General features: G+C 70.3%; 14 protein-coding genes. All 14 read left to right on the forward strand.

The genetic code is table 11. From position 1 onward, the window contains the following. The first annotated feature begins 7 nt into the window (after positions 1-7). Complete coding sequence (locus ACTWQE_RS24910) at positions 8-1,915, forward strand: peptidoglycan D,D-transpeptidase FtsI family protein (RefSeq protein WP_443331271.1); 1,908 nt, start codon at positions 8-10, stop codon at positions 1,913-1,915. A gap of 18 nt (positions 1,916-1,933) precedes the next feature. After that, entirely contained in the window at positions 1,934-3,766 is a 1,833-nt protein-coding gene (locus ACTWQE_RS24915) for a UDP-N-acetylmuramoyl-L-alanyl-D-glutamate--2,6-diaminopimelate ligase (protein ID WP_443331272.1), read from the forward strand. Between the two features lie 61 nt (positions 3,767-3,827). Further along, a complete protein-coding gene (locus tag ACTWQE_RS24920) occupies positions 3,828-5,258 on the forward strand; it encodes a UDP-N-acetylmuramoyl-tripeptide--D-alanyl-D-alanine ligase (protein WP_443331273.1) in 1,431 nt (476 codons plus the stop codon). Then, positions 5,255-6,319, forward strand: a complete 1,065-nt coding sequence (gene mraY, locus ACTWQE_RS24925; protein WP_443331274.1) for a phospho-N-acetylmuramoyl-pentapeptide-transferase — start codon at positions 5,255-5,257, stop codon at positions 6,317-6,319. Before ACTWQE_RS24920 ends, mraY begins: the two co-directional genes overlap by 4 nt. Continuing rightward, the gene (gene murD / locus ACTWQE_RS24930) at positions 6,301-7,752 is read left to right on the forward strand and encodes a UDP-N-acetylmuramoyl-L-alanine--D-glutamate ligase (RefSeq protein WP_443331284.1); all 1,452 of its coding nucleotides are present in this window, start codon (positions 6,301-6,303) and stop codon (positions 7,750-7,752) included. Before mraY ends, murD begins: the two co-directional genes overlap by 19 nt. A 57-nt stretch (positions 7,753-7,809) precedes the next feature. Further along, positions 7,810-9,150 carry a putative lipid II flippase FtsW gene (gene ftsW, locus ACTWQE_RS24935; RefSeq protein WP_443331275.1) on the forward strand — a complete coding sequence of 447 codons (1,341 nt, stop codon included), beginning with the start codon at positions 7,810-7,812 and terminating at the stop codon, positions 9,148-9,150. A 6-nt stretch (positions 9,151-9,156) separates the two neighbouring features. Further along, complete coding sequence (gene murG, locus ACTWQE_RS24940) at positions 9,157-10,251, forward strand: undecaprenyldiphospho-muramoylpentapeptide beta-N-acetylglucosaminyltransferase (RefSeq protein ID WP_443331276.1); 1,095 nt, start codon at positions 9,157-9,159, stop codon at positions 10,249-10,251. A 13-nt stretch (positions 10,252-10,264) separates the two neighbouring features. After that, positions 10,265-11,065, forward strand: a complete 801-nt coding sequence (locus ACTWQE_RS24945) for a cell division protein FtsQ/DivIB (RefSeq protein ID WP_443331277.1) — start codon at positions 10,265-10,267, stop codon at positions 11,063-11,065. A 275-nt stretch (positions 11,066-11,340) separates the two neighbouring features. Beyond that, on the forward strand, positions 11,341-12,576 hold the full coding sequence (ftsZ, locus tag ACTWQE_RS24950; RefSeq protein WP_443331278.1) for a cell division protein FtsZ: 1,236 nt from the start codon (positions 11,341-11,343) through the stop codon (positions 12,574-12,576). A 32-nt stretch (positions 12,577-12,608) separates the two neighbouring features. Next, complete coding sequence (gene pgeF / locus ACTWQE_RS24955) at positions 12,609-13,394, forward strand: peptidoglycan editing factor PgeF (protein WP_443331279.1); 786 nt, start codon at positions 12,609-12,611, stop codon at positions 13,392-13,394. After that, entirely contained in the window at positions 13,391-14,110 is a 720-nt protein-coding gene (locus tag ACTWQE_RS24960; RefSeq protein ID WP_443331280.1) for a YggS family pyridoxal phosphate-dependent enzyme, read from the forward strand. The genes pgeF and ACTWQE_RS24960 overlap by 4 nt, the downstream gene beginning before the upstream one ends. Before the next feature lie 124 nt (positions 14,111-14,234). After that, the gene (locus tag ACTWQE_RS24965) at positions 14,235-14,876 is read left to right on the forward strand and encodes a cell division protein SepF (RefSeq protein ID WP_443331281.1); all 642 of its coding nucleotides are present in this window, start codon (positions 14,235-14,237) and stop codon (positions 14,874-14,876) included. Positions 14,877-14,937: 61 nt separating this feature from the next. Then, the gene (locus ACTWQE_RS24970; RefSeq protein WP_443331282.1) at positions 14,938-15,222 is read left to right on the forward strand and encodes a YggT family protein; all 285 of its coding nucleotides are present in this window, start codon (positions 14,938-14,940) and stop codon (positions 15,220-15,222) included. A gap of 49 nt (positions 15,223-15,271) precedes the next feature. Further along, entirely contained in the window at positions 15,272-16,378 is a 1,107-nt protein-coding gene (locus ACTWQE_RS24975) for a DivIVA domain-containing protein (protein WP_443331283.1), read from the forward strand. Positions 16,379-16,448 lie beyond the last annotated feature (70 nt).

Consider the following 16,448-nt stretch of genomic DNA (forward strand, 5'->3'; position numbering starts at 1 on the left):
CCACCGTATGACCCCGCCCCAGGAGCCCCCGCGCCGCCGTGTGCCCGGGCCGCCCACGCCCCGCGGCGACGTACGGCGCCCCCCGGCCCGTCCGCCGCAGCAGATCCGGCTCGCCCGTCCTCGCCCGCGCCTCCGGCTCGTCGGCCTCGGCCTCACCCTCGTGATGCTGGCGTTCGTCGTCCGCCTCCTCCAGGTGCAGGCCGTGGACGCCGGCACGTACGCCGCCAAGGCCGACGTCAACCGCTATGTGACCCACACCCTCGCGGCGGAGCGTGGAGCGATCACCGATCGCACCGGTGTCGCACTGGCCACCACCGTGGACGCGTACGACATCACCGCCGACCCCTTCCGCTTCACCCCCGAGCAGAGCGAGGCCAAGGACGCCCCCCGGCAGGCCGCGGCCCTCCTCGCGCCCATTCTCGGCCAGGACGAGGACGAACTCGCCGAGAAGCTGTCCGCGCCCGAGACGCGCTATGTGCTGCTGGCCCGCCGGCAGCCGCCCCAGGTCTGGAACCAGATCAAGGACCTGAAGAACGCCTTCGCCGACAAGGCCGCCAGGGGCAAGGGCGCCAATGTCCTCGCGGGCGTCTTCCAGGAGCCGCACAGCAGGCGGGTCTATCCGAACAAGGACCTCGCCGCCGGGATACTGGGCTTCGTCAACGCCACGGGCCAGGGAGGCGGAGGGCTCGAGGCCCAGCTCGACAAGCAGCTCGCGGGGAAGAACGGCAAGATCACCTACGCCCAGTCCGGCGGCCGTCAGGTGCCCACGCTGGGCAGCCATGAGCAGCCCGCCGTTCCCGGCTCCGACGTCGAGCTCACCATCGACCGGGACATCCAGTGGGCCGCCCAGAAGGCGATCACCGAACAGGTGGAGCAGTCCGGGGCCGACCGGGGCTATGTCATCGCCCAGGACACCCGCACCGGCGAGATCCTGGCCATGGCCAACGCGCCCGGCTTCGACCCCAACGACATCTCCAGGGCCAGTGGCTCCCTGGGCAACGCCGCCCTCCAGGACGCCTACGAACCGGGCAGTACCAGCAAGGTGATGTCCATGGCCGCGGTGCTGGAGGAGGGCGCGGCGACCCCCGGCACCCACGTCACGGTCCCGAACCGGCTCCACCGCGCCGACCGGCTCTTCGCCGACGACATCGACCACCCCACCTGGCAGCTCACCCTCAACGGGGTCCTGGCCAAGTCCAGCAACATCGGTACGATCCTCTCCGTCGAGCAGCTGGGCAGGACACAGCGGGAGGCCAACCGGGTCCTCCACTCCTACCTGCGGAAATTCGGCCTCGGGCAGCCGACGGGCCTCGACTTCCCCGGGGAGACACCGGGCATCCTCGCCAAGCCGGGGGACTGGAGCGCCTCCCAGCAGTACACGATCCCGTTCGGCCAGGGGCTCTCCCTCAACGCCGTCCAGGCCGCGTCCGTGTACTCCACCATCGCCAACGGCGGAGAGCGCATCGAGCCGACGCTGGTCCGCGGCCGCCGCGGACCCGACGGGACCTTCACCGCGGCCCCGGCCCCCGAGAAGACCCGCGTCGTCAGCCCGAAGACCGCGAAGACCCTCGCCGCCATGCTGGAGTCGGTGGTCGACGACGAGGAGGGTACGGGCACCAAGGCCCGTATCCCCGGATACCGCGTCGCGGGCAAGACCGGTACCTCCAACCGGGTGGATCCCGAGACCGGCCGCTACCGGGGCTACACCGCCTCCTTCGCCGGCTTCGCCCCCGCCGACAAACCACGGATCACCGTCTACTGCGCCGTACAGAACCCGACCCGGGGCAGCTACTTCGGCGGACAGGTCTGCGGCCCGGTCTACAAGCGGGTCATGGAGTTCGCGCTGAAGACCCTCCAGACGCCCCCGACCGGCGAGAAGCCCGCCCGGCTGCCCGTCGCATATCCGGCCCGGTGAGTGACACGAGGAAACACCATGACGACCACCAGCCCCGGCCCCGGCGACCGTGACCAGGAGCGCCGCCCGGCCACCCGCCGTACGCCCCCGCCGCCGGAGGACCACGCGGTCCACCGGCCCCCCTCATTTCGCCGCGGGCCCGGTGGGCCCGGTACGCTCACCGCCGTGCCACATGCTGATCAGCCCCACACCCCGCATGATGCTCCTGTGACCTACCCGGGAGCACCACGACCGGACCATGTCCGTCCCACCCCGCTCGCGGCGCTGGCGGATCAGCTGGGAACCAAGGCCCCCGACGCAGCCGCCGGCACCGCTGTCACGGGCATCACCCATGACTCGCGCGCGGTGCGCCCCGGCGACGTCTACGCCGCCCTGCCCGGCGCCCGCTTCCACGGTGCGGACTTCGCCGCCCAGGCCGCCGACCTCGGTGCCGCCGCGGTCCTCACCGACCCGGCGGGCGCGGACCGTGCGGCCGCCACCGGTGTGCCCGTCCTCGTCGTGGACGACCCGCGGGCGCGGATGGGCGCCCTGGCCGCCGCGATCTACGGGGAACCGGGCCGCGACCTGCTGCAGATCGGCATCACCGGCACCTCCGGGAAGACCACCACCGCGTACCTCATCGAGGGCGGCCTCAAGGCCGCGGGCGGGGCGCACGCCGAGGAGCGGGGGAAGCTCACCGGCCTCATCGGCACCGTCGAGTCCCGGATCGGCGACGAGCGGCTCAAGAGCGAGCGCACCACCCCCGAGGCCACGGACCTCCAGGCCCTCTTCGCCGTGATGCGCGAGCGCGGGGTCGGCTCGGTCGCCATGGAGGTCTCCAGTCACGCCCTGGTCCTCGGCCGGGTCGACGGCACGGTCTTCGACGTCGCCCTGTTCAACAACCTCAGCCCGGAGCACATGGAGTTCCACTCCGGCATGGAGGACTACTTCCAGGCGAAGGCCCAGCTGTTCACCGCCCGGCGCAGCCGTGCCGGGGTCGTCAACCTCGACGACGAGTACGGAAAGCGCCTGGTCGAGCTGTCCGAGGTCCCCGTCACCACCTTCTCCGCCGAAGGGCACCCCGACGCCGACTGGCGCGCCGCGGACGTGGAGGTGGGTCCGCTCGGCTCGACCTTCACCGCGCTCGGCCCGAAGGGCGAGTCCGTACGGGCCGGGGCGCCGCTGCCGGGCCCGTTCAACGTCGCCAACGCTCTCGCGGCGATCACCGCACTCGTGGTGGCCGGAGTCGACCCGCAGACCGCGGCCGACGGCGTCGCGGCCGTTCCGGGCGTACCGGGGCGCCTGGAGCTCGTCGACGCGGGCCAGCCGTATCTGGCGGTCGTCGACTACGCCCACAAGACGGATGCCGTCGAGTCCGTCCTGCGCGCCCTGGGCAAGGTCACCGAAGGCCGGATCCATGTGGTCCTCGGCTGCGGCGGCGACCGCGACATCCACAAGCGCGGCCCGATGGGCGCCGCCTGCGCCCGCCTCGCCGACACAGCCGTGCTGACCTCCGACAACCCCCGCTCCGAGGACCCGCTGGCGATCCTCGCCGCCATGCTCGCCGGTGCCGCCGAGGTGCCCGCGCACGAGCGCGGCGACGTCGTGGTCGAGCCCGACCGTGCCGCGGCGATCGCCGCGGCGGTCGCCCGCGCCGAGCCCGGTGACACCGTGCTCGTCGCCGGCAAGGGCCATGAGCAGGGACAGGACATCGCCGGAGTGGTACGCCCCTTCGACGACCGGCAGGTGCTGCGCGAGGCCATCGAGGCGACCCGGCCCGTCTCCGGTCTCCGGCACGGGGGGCACCATCACCACGAGTCCTCGTCGGAAGCGCTTCGTGCCCCCTCTTCGCACCGCAACGACCAGGGATGACATAACGCATGCGCGCATACGCCTACATGAGGCAGATCTCCTGTACCACCGGAGGTGACCGGTGATCGCCCTGACGCTCTCCGAGATCGCCTCGATCGTCTCCGGACAGATGTTCGATATACCCGACCCTGGCCGCCAGGTCACCGGTCCCGTCGTGATCGACTCCCGGGAGGTACGGCCCGACGGACTCTTCGCCGCCTTCCAGGGCGAGCACGTCGACGGACACGACTACGCGCAGCGCGCCGTCGAGGCGGGCGCGGCAGCCGTACTGGCCGCCCGCCCCGTGGGCGTTCCCGCGATCGTCGTGGAGGATGTCGAAGCGGCCCTCGGAGCGCTGGCCCGGGCCGTCGTCGGACGGCTCGGCGCCACCGTGGTCGCCCTCACCGGCTCGGCGGGCAAGACCAGCACCAAGGACCTCATCGCCCAGCTGCTGCAGCGGCTCGCCCCCACCGTCTGGACACCCGGCTCCTTCAACAACGAGATCGGTCTGCCGCTCACCGCGCTGACCGCCGACGAGGGAACCCGGCATCTCGTCCTGGAGATGGGCGCCCGTGGCGTGGGCCACATCCGTTACCTCGCCGAGCTCACCCCGCCCCGTATCGGAGCCGTCCTCAACGTGGGCGCCGCGCACATCGGCGAGTTCGGCAGCCGTGAGCAGATCGCCCTGGCCAAGGGGGAGTTGGCCGAGGCGCTGCCGGCCGCGGCCGAGGGCGGTGTCGCCGTGCTGAACGCCGACGATCCCCTGGTCCGCGCCATGTCCTCCCGTACCAAGGCCCGTACGGTCCTCTTCGGCGAGGCCGAGGACGCCGACGTACGCGCCGAGGATGTCCGGCTCACCGAGACCGGACAGCCCTCTTTCACGCTCCGAACACCCACCGGGTGCAGCGGCGTGACCCTGCGGCTGTACGGTGAGCACCACGTGTCGAACGCGCTCGCCGCGGCCGCCGTCGCCCATGAGTTGGGCATGCCCGTCGACGAGATCGCCCAGGCGCTCTCCGAAGCGGGCCAGCTCTCCCGCTGGCGGATGGAGGTCACCGAGCGCTCGGACGGCGTGACCGTCGTCAACGACGCCTACAACGCGAACCCCGACTCCATGCGAGCCGCACTGCGCGCACTCGCCGCCATGGGAGGAGCCCCACGGGCCAACGGGGGGCGTACGTGGGCGGTACTCGGTCGCATGGCCGAGCTCGGCGAGGAGTCACTCGCCGAGCACGACGCGGTCGGACGGCTGGCCGTCCGGCTCAACGTCAGCAAGCTCGTGGCGGTGGGGGGCCTGGAGGCCCGCTGGCTCGACATGGGCGCCAAGAACGAGGGTTCGTGGGGTGAGGAGTCGGTGCACGTGTCCGACGCGCAGGCGGCGATCGACCTGTTGCGCAGTGAGCTGCGCCCGGGAGACGTCGTGCTGGTGAAGGCTTCCAGATCCGTAGGCCTGGAGCGGGTCGCGCTGGAGCTTCTCGACAGCGCCGGCGAGGGTGAGGTCGCCGGCCGATGAGGCAGATCCTCTTCTCCGGAGTCATCGGGCTCTTCCTGTCCCTGATCGGCACTCCACTACTGATCAAACTGCTGGCCCGCAAGGGCTACGGCCAGTTCATCCGGGACGACGGCCCGCGGGGCCACCACAGCAAGCGCGGCACCCCGACCATGGGTGGCATCGCCTTCATCCTGGCGACGCTCATCGCGTATGCCCTGACGAAGGTCCTCACCTCCAGCGAGCCGACCTTCTCCGGTGTGCTGGTGCTCTTCCTGATGGCAGGCATGGGCCTGGTCGGCTTTCTCGACGACTACATCAAAATCGTCAAGCAGCGGAGCCTCGGCCTGCGCGCCAAGGCGAAGATGGCCGGACAGCTCATCGTCGGTGTCGCGTTCGCGATCCTGTCGCTCAACTTCGCCGACTCCCGCGGACAAACCCCGGCCTCCGACCGGCTGTCGTTCACCCAGGACTTCGGCTGGTACCTCGGCCCGGTGATCTTCACGATCTGGGCGCTGTTCATGATCCTCGCGATGTCGAACGGGGTGAACCTCACCGACGGTCTCGACGGTCTGGCCACCGGCGCTTCCGTGATGGTCTTCGGCGCGTACACCTTCATCGGCGTCTGGCAGTACCAGGAGTCCTGCGCCAACCAGCTCACCTCCGGCCCCAACTGCTACGAGGTGCGCGACCCGCTGGACCTCGCCGTCGTCGCCTCCGCCCTGATGGGCGCCTGCTTCGGCTTCCTGTGGTGGAACACCTCTCCCGCCAAGATCTTCATGGGGGACACCGGTTCGCTGGCTCTCGGCGGCGCGCTCGCGGGCCTGGCGATCTGCTCCCGTACGGAGCTGCTGCTGGCCCTGCTCGGCGGTCTGTTCGTGCTGATCACCATGTCCGTGGTGATCCAGGTCGGTTCGTTCCGGCTCACCGGCAAGCGGGTCTTCCGGATGGCGCCGCTCCAGCACCACTTCGAACTCAAAGGCTGGACGGAAGTGCTGGTGGTCGTCAGATTCTGGATCATCCAGGGCATGTGCGTGATCGTGGGCCTCGGTCTTTTCTACGCGGGCTGGGCGGCCGGCAAGTGACCTGGGCGGAGAAGAACGTCACCGTCGCCGGCCTCGGCGTCTCCGGGGTACCCGCGGCGCGGGTGCTCCGGGGCCTCGGCGCCCGGGTCACCGTGGTCAACGACGGTGACGACGAGCGGGCACGCCGACAGGCGGCCGAACTCGAAGCCCTGGGCGTGACCGTACGCCTCGGCGACGGTGACACCCTGCCCGAAGGCACCGAGCTGATGGTGACCACGCCCGGCTGGAAGCCGGACAAACCGCTCTTCCGGGCCGCCGCCGAGGCAGGTGTCCCGGTCTGGGGCGATGTGGAGCTGGCCTGGCGGCTGCGCGGGCCGGGAGCGGCCCCCTGGCTCGCGGTCACCGGCACCAACGGCAAGACGACCACGGTGCAGATGCTGGCCTCCATCCTGGAGGCCGCCGGTCTGCGGACCGCCGCCGTCGGCAACATCGGCGTATCGCTCCTCGACGTGGTCCTCGCGCGGGAGGAGGACGGCACCGAGCCGTACGACGTGCTGGCCGTGGAGCTGTCCAGCTACCAGCTCCACTGGGCGCCGAGTCTGCGCGCCCACTCCGCGGCCGTGCTCAACCTCGCGCCCGACCACCTCGACTGGCACGGCTCCATGCAGGCGTACGCCGCCGACAAGGGCCGTATCTACGAGGGCAACCAGGTCGCCTGTGTCTACAACGCCGACGACCCCGCCACCGAGGAACTGGTCCGCGCGGCCGACGTCGAGGAGGGCTGCCGCGCGATCGGCTTCACCCTCGGCACCCCCGGCCCCTCCCAACTCGGTGTGGTCGAAGGCATCCTGGTCGACCGCGCCTTCGTCGGGAACCGGTACAGCCACGCCCAGGAGCTGGCCGAGGTCACGGACGTGAACCCGCCGGCACCGCACAACATCGCCAACGCCCTCGCGGCGGCGGCCCTGGCCCGCGCCTTCGGCGTCGAGCCCACCGCCGTACGCGAAGGACTGCGGGCCTTCCGCCCCGACGCACACCGCATCGAACATGTCGCGGATGTCGGCGGAGTCGCGTACGTCGACGACTCCAAGGCCACCAACACCCACGCCACGCAAGCCTCCCTCGCCGCCTACGAGCACATCGTCTGGATCGCGGGAGGCCTGGCCAAGGGCGCGACCTTCGACGACCTCGTCACGGGAGCGGCAGGGCGGCTGAGGGGCGCCGTGCTGATCGGCGCCGACCGCGCCCTGATCCGCGAAGCGCTGGCGCGACACGCACCGGATGTTCCGGTCGTGGACCTCGACCGGACCGACACTGGGGCGATGGCCGCGGCGGTCCTGGAGGCGGCGGGACTGGCCCGGCCGGGAGACACCGTCCTCCTGGCTCCGGCCTGTGCCTCGATGGACATGTTCGTCAACTACGGCAAGCGCGGAGAGGCCTTCGCGGCCGCTGTACGAGACCTCGAGGCGGGCTCCGGGGAACAGGAGCGGTAGCCGGTCCTGTCCCTCCTGCCGCGGACGGATCCGGCGCACGAGACCACAGGAGGGGACATGACGGCCCGTACGGCGAGACCGCCGAAGCTCCGCCCCCGTGGGCGCGGCGGTCCGGCTCCCAAGCCCCGGCGCGGCAGTGCGCTGGGCGGTCTGCGCCATGTGTACACCAGGGCCCGCCGCGCCTGGGACCGGCCCCTGACCGCGTACTACCTGATCTTCGGCGGGAGTCTGCTCCTCACCGTCCTGGGTCTGGTCATGGTCTTCTCCGCCTCACAGATCCAGGCGCTGCAGTCCGGGCTCCCGTCCACGTACTTCTTCCGCAAGCAGCTGGTCGCCGCCGTCCTCGGCACCGGCCTGCTGCTGCTCGCGTCACGGCTCACCGTCCGGATGCACCGGGCGCTGGCGTACCCGCTGCTCGCGGTCTCCGTCTTCCTGATGACACTGGTCCAGATCCCGGGCATCGGCCAGACCGTCAACGGCAACCGTAACTGGCTCCAGCTCGGCGGCTCCTTCCAGCTCCAGCCCAGCGAGTTCGGCAAGCTGGCGCTGGTGCTGTGGGGAGCGGACCTGCTCACCCGCAAACAGGACAAGCGGCTGCTGAACCAGTGGAAGCATCTGCTGGTGCCGCTGGTCCCGGCCGCCTTCATGCTCCTCGGACTGATCATGCTGGGCGGTGACATGGGCACTGCGATCATTCTCACCGCGATCCTCTTCGGCCTGCTCTGGCTCGCCGGTGCCCCGACCCGGCTCTTCGCGGGGGTGCTGGGCGTCACGGGGCTGCTCGGCCTGCTGCTGATCACGACCAGTGCCAACCGGATGGCGCGGCTCGCCTGTATCGGGGCCACCGAGCCCGGCCCGAACGATCAGTGCTGGCAGGCCGTGCACGGGATCTACGCGCTCGCATCCGGCGGACTCTTCGGTTCCGGACTCGGTGCGAGTATGGAGAAATGGGGCCAACTGCCTGAACCGCATACCGACTTCATCTTCGCCGTGACCGGGGAGGAACTCGGACTGGCGGGGACGCTGTCGGTGCTCGCCCTGTTCGCGGCTCTAGGCTATGCGGGTATCCGCGTGGCCGGACGCACGGAGGACCCCTTCGTGAGGTATGCCGCGGGAGGTGTGACGACATGGATCACGGCCCAGGCCATGGTCAATATCGGTGCGGTGCTCGGTCTGCTGCCGATCGCCGGCGTCCCGCTCCCGCTGTTCTCCTACGGAGGCTCCGCCCTGCTGCCGACCATGTTCGGCATCGGACTGCTGATCGCCTTCGCGCGCAGCGAGCCCGGTGCCCGGGCGGCCCTGGCCATGCGGCAGCCTGCTCTGAGAAGGAAGCTGGCTGGGGTGAGATGGAAGACGATGAGACGGCGCGTCAAGCAGCGGCCGTCCGGAGAGCGGTGAATTTCGGTGCATGTCGTACTCGCCGGTGGGGGGACCGCCGGCCACATCGAGCCCGCGCTCGCCCTCGCGGACGCCCTGCGCAGGCAGGACCCGACCGTGGGGATCACGGCCCTCGGCACGGAGCGCGGACTCGAGACCCGGCTCGTCCCGGAGCGGGGCTACGAGCTGGGGCTGATCCCGGCCGTACCGCTGCCGCGCAAGCCCACACCGGAGCTGATCACCGTCCCCGGGCGGCTGCGCGGCACGATCAAGGCCGCTGAGCAGATCCTGGAGCGCACCAAGGCCGACTGCGTGGTCGGCTTCGGGGGCTACGTCGCCCTGCCCGGCTATCTGGCCGCCAAACGGCTCGGAGTGCCGATCATCGTGCATGAGGCCAACGCCCGCCCGGGCCTGGCCAACAAGATCGGTTCCCGGTACGCGGCGAGCGTCGCGGTGAGCACCCCGGACAGCAAGCTGCGCAACGCCCGCTACGTCGGCATCCCGCTGCGCCGCTCGATCGCCACCCTCGACCGGGGCGCCGTCCGCCCGGAGGCGCGCGCCGCCTTCGGTCTCGACCCCAATCTGCCGACGCTGCTGGTCTCCGGCGGCTCCCAGGGTGCCCGGCGGCTGAACGAGGTCGTGCAGGCGGTGGCGCCCGCGCTCCAGCGCTCGGGAATCCAGATCCTGCACGCGGTCGGCCCCAAGAACGAGCTGCCGCACGTGGACAACATGCCCGGCATGCCCCCGTATGTCCCGGTGCCCTATGTGGACCGTATGGATCTGGCCTACGCCGCGGCCGACATGATGCTCTGCCGTGCGGGCGCGATGACCGTGGCCGAGCTGTCCGCCGTCGGCCTCCCCGCCGCTTACGTACCGTTGCCCATCGGCAACGGTGAGCAGCGGCTCAACGCCCAGCCGGTGGTCAAGGCGGGCGGCGGTCTGCTGGTCGACGACGCCGAGCTCACCCCTGAGTGGGTGCAGGGTAATGTGCTCCCGGTGCTCACCGATCCGCACCGGCTGTACGAGATGTCCCGCGCCGCCGCGGAGTTCGGCCGGCGGGACGCGGACGACCTGTTGGTCGGCATGGTGTACGAGGCGATCTCCGCACGCCGTCAGGCGTGAGAAAGCAGGGAGCGTGGCCGGAACGACGACCGCCCGGCGCGGCGCACGGAAGTCATCGCCGTCCGGCCCGCTCCTGCCCCGGCCACCTCTCCGCCGCCCCCGCCGCCGCACCCTGATCGCCGCCCTGGCGGCCCTCGTACTGCTGGGGACGGGCACGGTCTGGGTCCTCTACGGCTCGGACTGGGTGCGCGTCGAGCACGTTCGGGCCCGTGGCACCGAAGTGCTCACGCCCGAGCAGGTCGTCCGGGCGGCGCGGGTGCCGATGAACACCCCGCTCGTCTCCGTGGACACGGACGAGGTGGCCGCGCGGCTACGCACCGAGCTACCGCGGATCGCCTCCGTGGACGTCGTCAGGGAATGGCCGAAGGGAATCGGTCTGACCGTGACCGAAAGACATCCGGTGGCGCTCATCGCGACAGGGCCTGTCGCAAAGGGCGGAAAATTCATCGAAGTGGACGCCGGGGGAGTGCGGTTCGCAACGGTGGGCCGCCGGCCCAAGGGCGTTCCGCTGCTGGAGCTGAAGCCCGACCGGTCCCCGAGTCTGCGGCGTTTCGGGCCGGACCGCCTCCGGCGGGAGGCGGTCCGGGTGGCGTCCGGACTGCCCGAGCGGATTCAACGGGACACTCAGGCCATCAAAGTCCGTTCATATGACTCCATCACGCTGGAGATGACAGGTGGTCGCACGGTGCTGTGGGGGAACGGCGAGAACAGTGCTGCCAAGTCGAGAACTCTGCTCGCCCTGATGAAAACGGCGCGGGATGCCCGGCACTTCAATGTGAGCACGCCCACTGCCCCTGCCGCGTCCGGGAGTTGACGGGTGGAGCTGCGGCCGAGCACCCTGGGTCGCTAGCCCTATGCGTGATCACATAGGGTGAAAAGAAAAACGGGAGGTTCGGCGTGTTCGTTGAACGCGCAGCGCTTGTCGACTTAGTGTCTCGTTCGAAGACTCCACAGGGCAGACATACTGGTAACCCTAAACTTGACCGTTAGGGTTCGGGTCGGCGTTCGGACCGTCCCACATCGGCATCAGTCCGTGCACCGCACAGCCGTGGTACCCGGACACGTAACTCGAGGCGAGAGGCCTTCGACGTGGCAGCACCGCAGAACTACCTCGCAGTCATCAAGGTCGTCGGCATCGGCGGCGGTGGCGTCAACGCCATCAACCGGATGATCGAGGTCGGTCTCAAGGGCGTCGAGTTCATCGCGATCAACACCGATGCGCAGGCCCTGCTGATGAGCGACGCCGACGTCAAGCTGGACGTCGGCCGCGAGCTCACCCGGGGCCTCGGCGCCGGCGCCAACCCCGATGTCGGCCGCAAGGCCGCCGAGGACCACCGTGAGGAGATCGAGGAGGTCCTCAAGGGGGCCGACATGGTCTTCGTCACAGCGGGTGAGGGTGGCGGGACCGGTACCGGTGGCGCACCGGTGGTCGCCAACATCGCCCGCTCGCTGGGCGCCCTGACGATCGGCGTGGTCACCCGCCCGTTCACCTTTGAGGGACGCCGTCGCGCGAACCAGGCCGAGGACGGTATCGCCGGTCTGCGCGACGAGGTCGACACCCTCATCGTGATCCCCAATGACCGGCTGCTGTCCATCTCGGACCGCCAGGTGAGCGTGCTCGACGCGTTCAAGTCCGCGGACCAGGTGCTGCTGTCCGGTGTCCAGGGCATCACCGACCTCATCACCACCCCGGGTCTGATCAATCTCGACTTCGCCGACGTCAAGTCGGTGATGTCCGAGGCCGGATCCGCTCTCATGGGCATCGGCTCGGCGCGCGGCGACGACCGCGCGGTGGCCGCGGCCGAGATGGCGATCTCCTCGCCGCTGCTGGAGGCGTCCATCGACGGCGCCCGGGGCGTGCTGCTCTCCATCTCCGGCGGCTCGGACCTGGGCCTGTTCGAGATCAACGAGGCCGCCCAGCTCGTCAGCGAGGCCGCCCACCCCGAGGCGAACATCATCTTCGGTGCGGTCATCGATGATGCGCTCGGCGACGAGGTACGGGTCACCGTGATCGCGGCGGGCTTCGACGGCGGGCAACCGCCTTCGAAGAACCGCGACAAGGTGCTCGGCTCGACCGGCAGCGGGCGCGAGGAGTCCTACGGGAGCACGGGCCGTACGCCCGCGTCCCCGGCCGACTCCGGAAACCGGCCGTCGTTCGGCGGGCTCGGCACCGTCGCTCCGCGCGAGGAGGAGCCGGACGGAGCCGAGACGGTACCGGCCGGCGAGACATCCCCGGGCCCGGCGGCCTCTCCGCACGTGCCCCCGGCCCGTCCTTACCAGGACAGCCAGGCCGAGGAGCTGGACGTCCCGGACTTCCTGAAATAGTCCAGCCCGAAGTGATAACTCACAACGCAGCAGTGGGCGGCGCCCACTTCGCCTTCACCGACCGGTGGGGCGGGGTGAGCGCCGTTCCGTACGAGGAACTCAACCTGGGCGGCGCGGTCGGTGACGACCCCGGTGCCGTCCGGGCCAATCGCGACCGTGCCGCCGGGTCGCTCGGGCTCGATCCGGCCCGGGTGGTCTGGATGAACCAGGTCCACGGCCGGGATGTCGCCGTGGTCGACGGCCCCTGGGCCGCGGACGACGAGATCCCGGCGGTCGACGCGGTGGTGACCGCCCGCCGCGGGGTCGCCCTGGCCGTCCTCACCGCCGACTGCACTCCGGTCCTCCTGGCCGACCCGTCCGCGGGCGTCGCGGGCGCCGTGCACGCCGGGCGCCCGGGGCTTGTGGCCGGAGTCGTCCCCGCGGCCGTCGAGACGATGCTGTCGCTCGGCGCGGAGGCGTCCAGGATCACCGCCTTCACCGGGCCCGCGGTCTGCGGCCGCTGCTACGAGGTGCCGGAGGAGATGCGGGCGGAGGTGGCACGAGCCGTCCCCGAGTCATGGGCGACCACCAGCTGGGGCACCCCCGCCGTGGACGTCACGGCCGGGGTCTGCGCACAACTTGCCCGACTTGGCGTGCAGATGTGCGAGAAATCCCACGTCTGCACGCTGGAGTCGGCGGACCACTTCTCGTACCGCCGCGATCGCACGACCGGACGGCTCGCCGGCTATGTCTGGCTGGACGACGGTGTCTCCCCGGGGGACGACGCCCCCGGATCCCCGGCGGAACGGCCCGGACCCTCAGGACGGATGGACGCGTGACCGACCGCAAGGCTCAACTGGCCGAGAACCTGGCGCGGGTGGAGGAACGTATCGCCTCCGCCTGTTCCGCCGCGGGCCGGTCGCGGGAGGAGGTGACCCTGATCGTGGTCACCAAGACCTATCCCGCGAGCGACGTCCGGCTGCTCGCCGAACTCGGGGTGCGGCATGTCGCGGAGAACCGGGACCAGGAGGCGGCGGCCAAGGCGGCCGAGTGCGCGGGCCTGCCGCTGCGTTGGCACTTCGTCGGACAGCTGCAGACGAACAAGGTCCGTTCCGTGGCCAGTTACGCCGATATGGTGCAATCCGTCGACCGGACGAAGCTCGTGGGCGCGCTCTCCGCCGCGGCGGTGCGCTCCGGGCGCGACGTGGGGTGCTTGGTCCAAGTCGCCCTGGATGCCGAGTCGGGAGGGACTGGGGGAAGGGGCGGGGTGGCGCCGGACGGAGTGCCGGAACTCGCCGGCGCGATCGCCGCCGCCGAAGGGCTGCGGCTGGGCGGGGTGATGACGGTAGCACCGCTTTCCGGTCCGTACGCGGGGCGTCAACGTGCTGCATTCGAGCGGCTGATGGAAATCTCATCCAGCATGCGCTCGAAGCATCCTGCTGCGAACATGGTGTCAGCAGGTATGAGCTCGGACCTCGAGGACGCAGTGGCAGCCGGAGCGACACATGTGCGCGTCGGTACTGCGGTACTCGGAGTCAGACCCAGGCTCCGGTAACGTCGCCAAGCAAGTCGGACCACGGCAGAAAATATGGTCATTTCCGTCGAAGGGCGGACAGGCCGAGTGGATCCAGGGCGCCCGGTGACGGAGCCGATCCACCACAGAGCGGAGGACGCAGAGAATGGCCGGCGCGATGCGCAAGATGGCGGTCTACCTCGGCCTCGTGGAGGACGATGGTTACGACGGCCGGGGATTTGACCCCGACGACGAGTTCGAGCCCGAGCCGGAGCCCGAGCGGGCTCGCCGGTCACATCAGTCACATCCGTCGGATCGGACACAGCAGGACGAACCGGTACGGGTCGTCCATCCGCCCGTGCAGCGCGAGCCTGTCGCTCTGGCCGCCGAAAGCGGACGGCCTGGTTCCCTCCTCCCCGAAGGGGGGCGAGGAGGGCGTATCGCCCCCGTGGCATCCATCACACCCGAACGCCCGAATGTGGAGAAGAACGCACCGGTGATCATGCCCAAAGTTGTGTCCGAGCGCGAGCCCTACCGCATCACCACGCTGCATCCCCGGACCTACAACGAAGCCCGTACCATCGGGGAACACTTCCGTGAGGGCACTCCGGTGATCATGAATCTGACGGAGATGGACGACACCGACGCAAAGCGACTTGTCGACTTTGCTGCCGGTTTGGTCTTCGGCCTCCATGGAAGCATTGAGCGAGTGACGCAGAAGGTGTTCCTCTTGTCGCCTGCTAACGTCGATGTCACGGCGGAGGACAAGGCCCGCATCGCAGAGGGCGGGTTCTTCAACCAGAGCTGAGACGCACCATGGTCACCGGGGCCGCAGGGCCCGGCACGAGTAAGGGGAGAGGCACCGCGAGATGGACATCGCACTGCAGGTGATCTACATCGCGCTGTACTGCTTCCTGATTGTGCTGATCTTCCGGTTGGTCATGGATTATGTGTTTCAGTTCGCCCGCTCATGGCAGCCCGGCAAGGCGATGGTGGTCCTCCTGGAGGCCACCTACACTGTCACTGATCCGCCACTCAAGCTTCTGCGGCGGGTCATTCCGCCGCTGCGTCTCGGGGGCGTAGCGCTCGACCTGTCCTTCTTCGTACTGATGATCATCGTCTACATCCTGATCACCGTCGTGAGCCGGCTGTGAACGATACGGTCTTGCCGATTGCCGACGACTACGTTGAGGTGAAGAAGAGATGCCGTTGACCCCCGAGGACGTGCGGAACAAGCAGTTCACGACCGTCCGTCTCCGAGAAGGCTATGACGAGGACGAGGTTGATGCCTTCCTCGATGAGGTCGAGGGTGAACTGACCCGTCTCCTGAGGGAGAACGAGGACCTGCGGGCCAAACTGGCCGCCGCGACTCGGGCTGCCGCGCAGAACCAGCAGCAGGGAATGCGCAAGCCGCCGGAGGGGCAGGACCGACCCGGTGCGCCGGTACCCGCCGCCATATCCGGTCCGCAGCCGGTGCCGCCTCAACAGCAGATGGGCCCGCCCCAGCTGCCCGGTGGCGCACCTCAGCTGCCTGCAGGTCCCGGTGGACACGGTCCGCAGGGACAGCACGGCCCCGGCCCGATGGGCCAGGGTGGACCCATGGGCCAGGGCGGCCCGATGGGTGGTCCGATGGGCGGCCCCGGTGGCCCCGGCCCGCATATGCCGCAGCCGGGCCAGGGTCCGGGCGGCGACAGCGCTGCCCGCGTGCTCTCGCTCGCGCAGCAGACCGCGGACCAGGCGATCGCGGAGGCCCGCTCCGAGGCCAACAAGATCGTCGGTGAGGCGCGCAGCCGCGCCGAGGGCCTGGAGCGGGACGCCCGCGCCAAGGCCGACGCGCTGGAGCGGGACGCCCAGGAGAAGCACCGCGTGGCGATGGGCTCGCTCGAGTCCGCGCGCGCCACGCTGGAGCGCAAGGTCGAGGACCTGCGCGGCTTCGAGCGCGAGTACCGGACGCGGCTGAAGTCGTACCTGGAGAGCCAGCTGCGCCAGCTGGAGAACCAGGCCGACGACTCGCTGGCCCCGCCGCGTACCCCGGCCACCGCCTCCCTGCCGCCGTCCCCGTCGATGGCGGGTGCCGGTGCCGGAGCGATGGGCCACACCATGGGCGGCAACCAGTCCATGGGCGGTCATGGCGGCCACACCGGTCACGGCGGCCAGTCCGGCGGCGGTGCTCAGTCCTACGGCGGCCAGCAGCAGATGTCGCCGGCGATGACCCAGCCGATGGCACCGGTGCGGCCGCAGGGGCAGCAGCCGATGCAGCAGGCGCCGTCACCGATGCGGGGCTTCCTGATCGACGAGGACGACAACTGACGGCGGGCGTGAGGCGCGCCAGGCGCTGAGCTGAGCAGTCGGCAGATCACCAGGGCCGGGGCCGGGGAAC

It is taken from the genome of Streptomyces sp. 8N706 (assembly GCF_052245415.1).
In the GTDB taxonomy this organism is placed as follows: Bacteria; Actinomycetota; Actinomycetes; order Streptomycetales; family Streptomycetaceae; genus Streptomyces.

Coding starts and splice junctions, on each gene's coding strand:
- ACTWQE_RS24910 (WP_443331271.1), top strand. CDS start 8: ATGACCCCGCCCCAGGAGCCCCCGCGCCGCCGTGTGCCCGGGCCGCCC.
- ACTWQE_RS24915 (WP_443331272.1), top strand. CDS start 1,934: ATGACGACCACCAGCCCCGGCCCCGGCGACCGTGACCAGGAGCGCCGC.
- mraY (WP_443331274.1), top strand. CDS start 5,255: ATGAGGCAGATCCTCTTCTCCGGAGTCATCGGGCTCTTCCTGTCCCTG.
- ACTWQE_RS24975 (WP_443331283.1), top strand. CDS start 15,272: ATGCCGTTGACCCCCGAGGACGTGCGGAACAAGCAGTTCACGACCGTC.
- ACTWQE_RS24970 (WP_443331282.1), top strand. CDS start 14,938: ATGGACATCGCACTGCAGGTGATCTACATCGCGCTGTACTGCTTCCTG.
- ACTWQE_RS24965 (WP_443331281.1), top strand. CDS start 14,235: ATGGCCGGCGCGATGCGCAAGATGGCGGTCTACCTCGGCCTCGTGGAG.
- ftsW (WP_443331275.1), top strand. CDS start 7,810: ATGACGGCCCGTACGGCGAGACCGCCGAAGCTCCGCCCCCGTGGGCGC.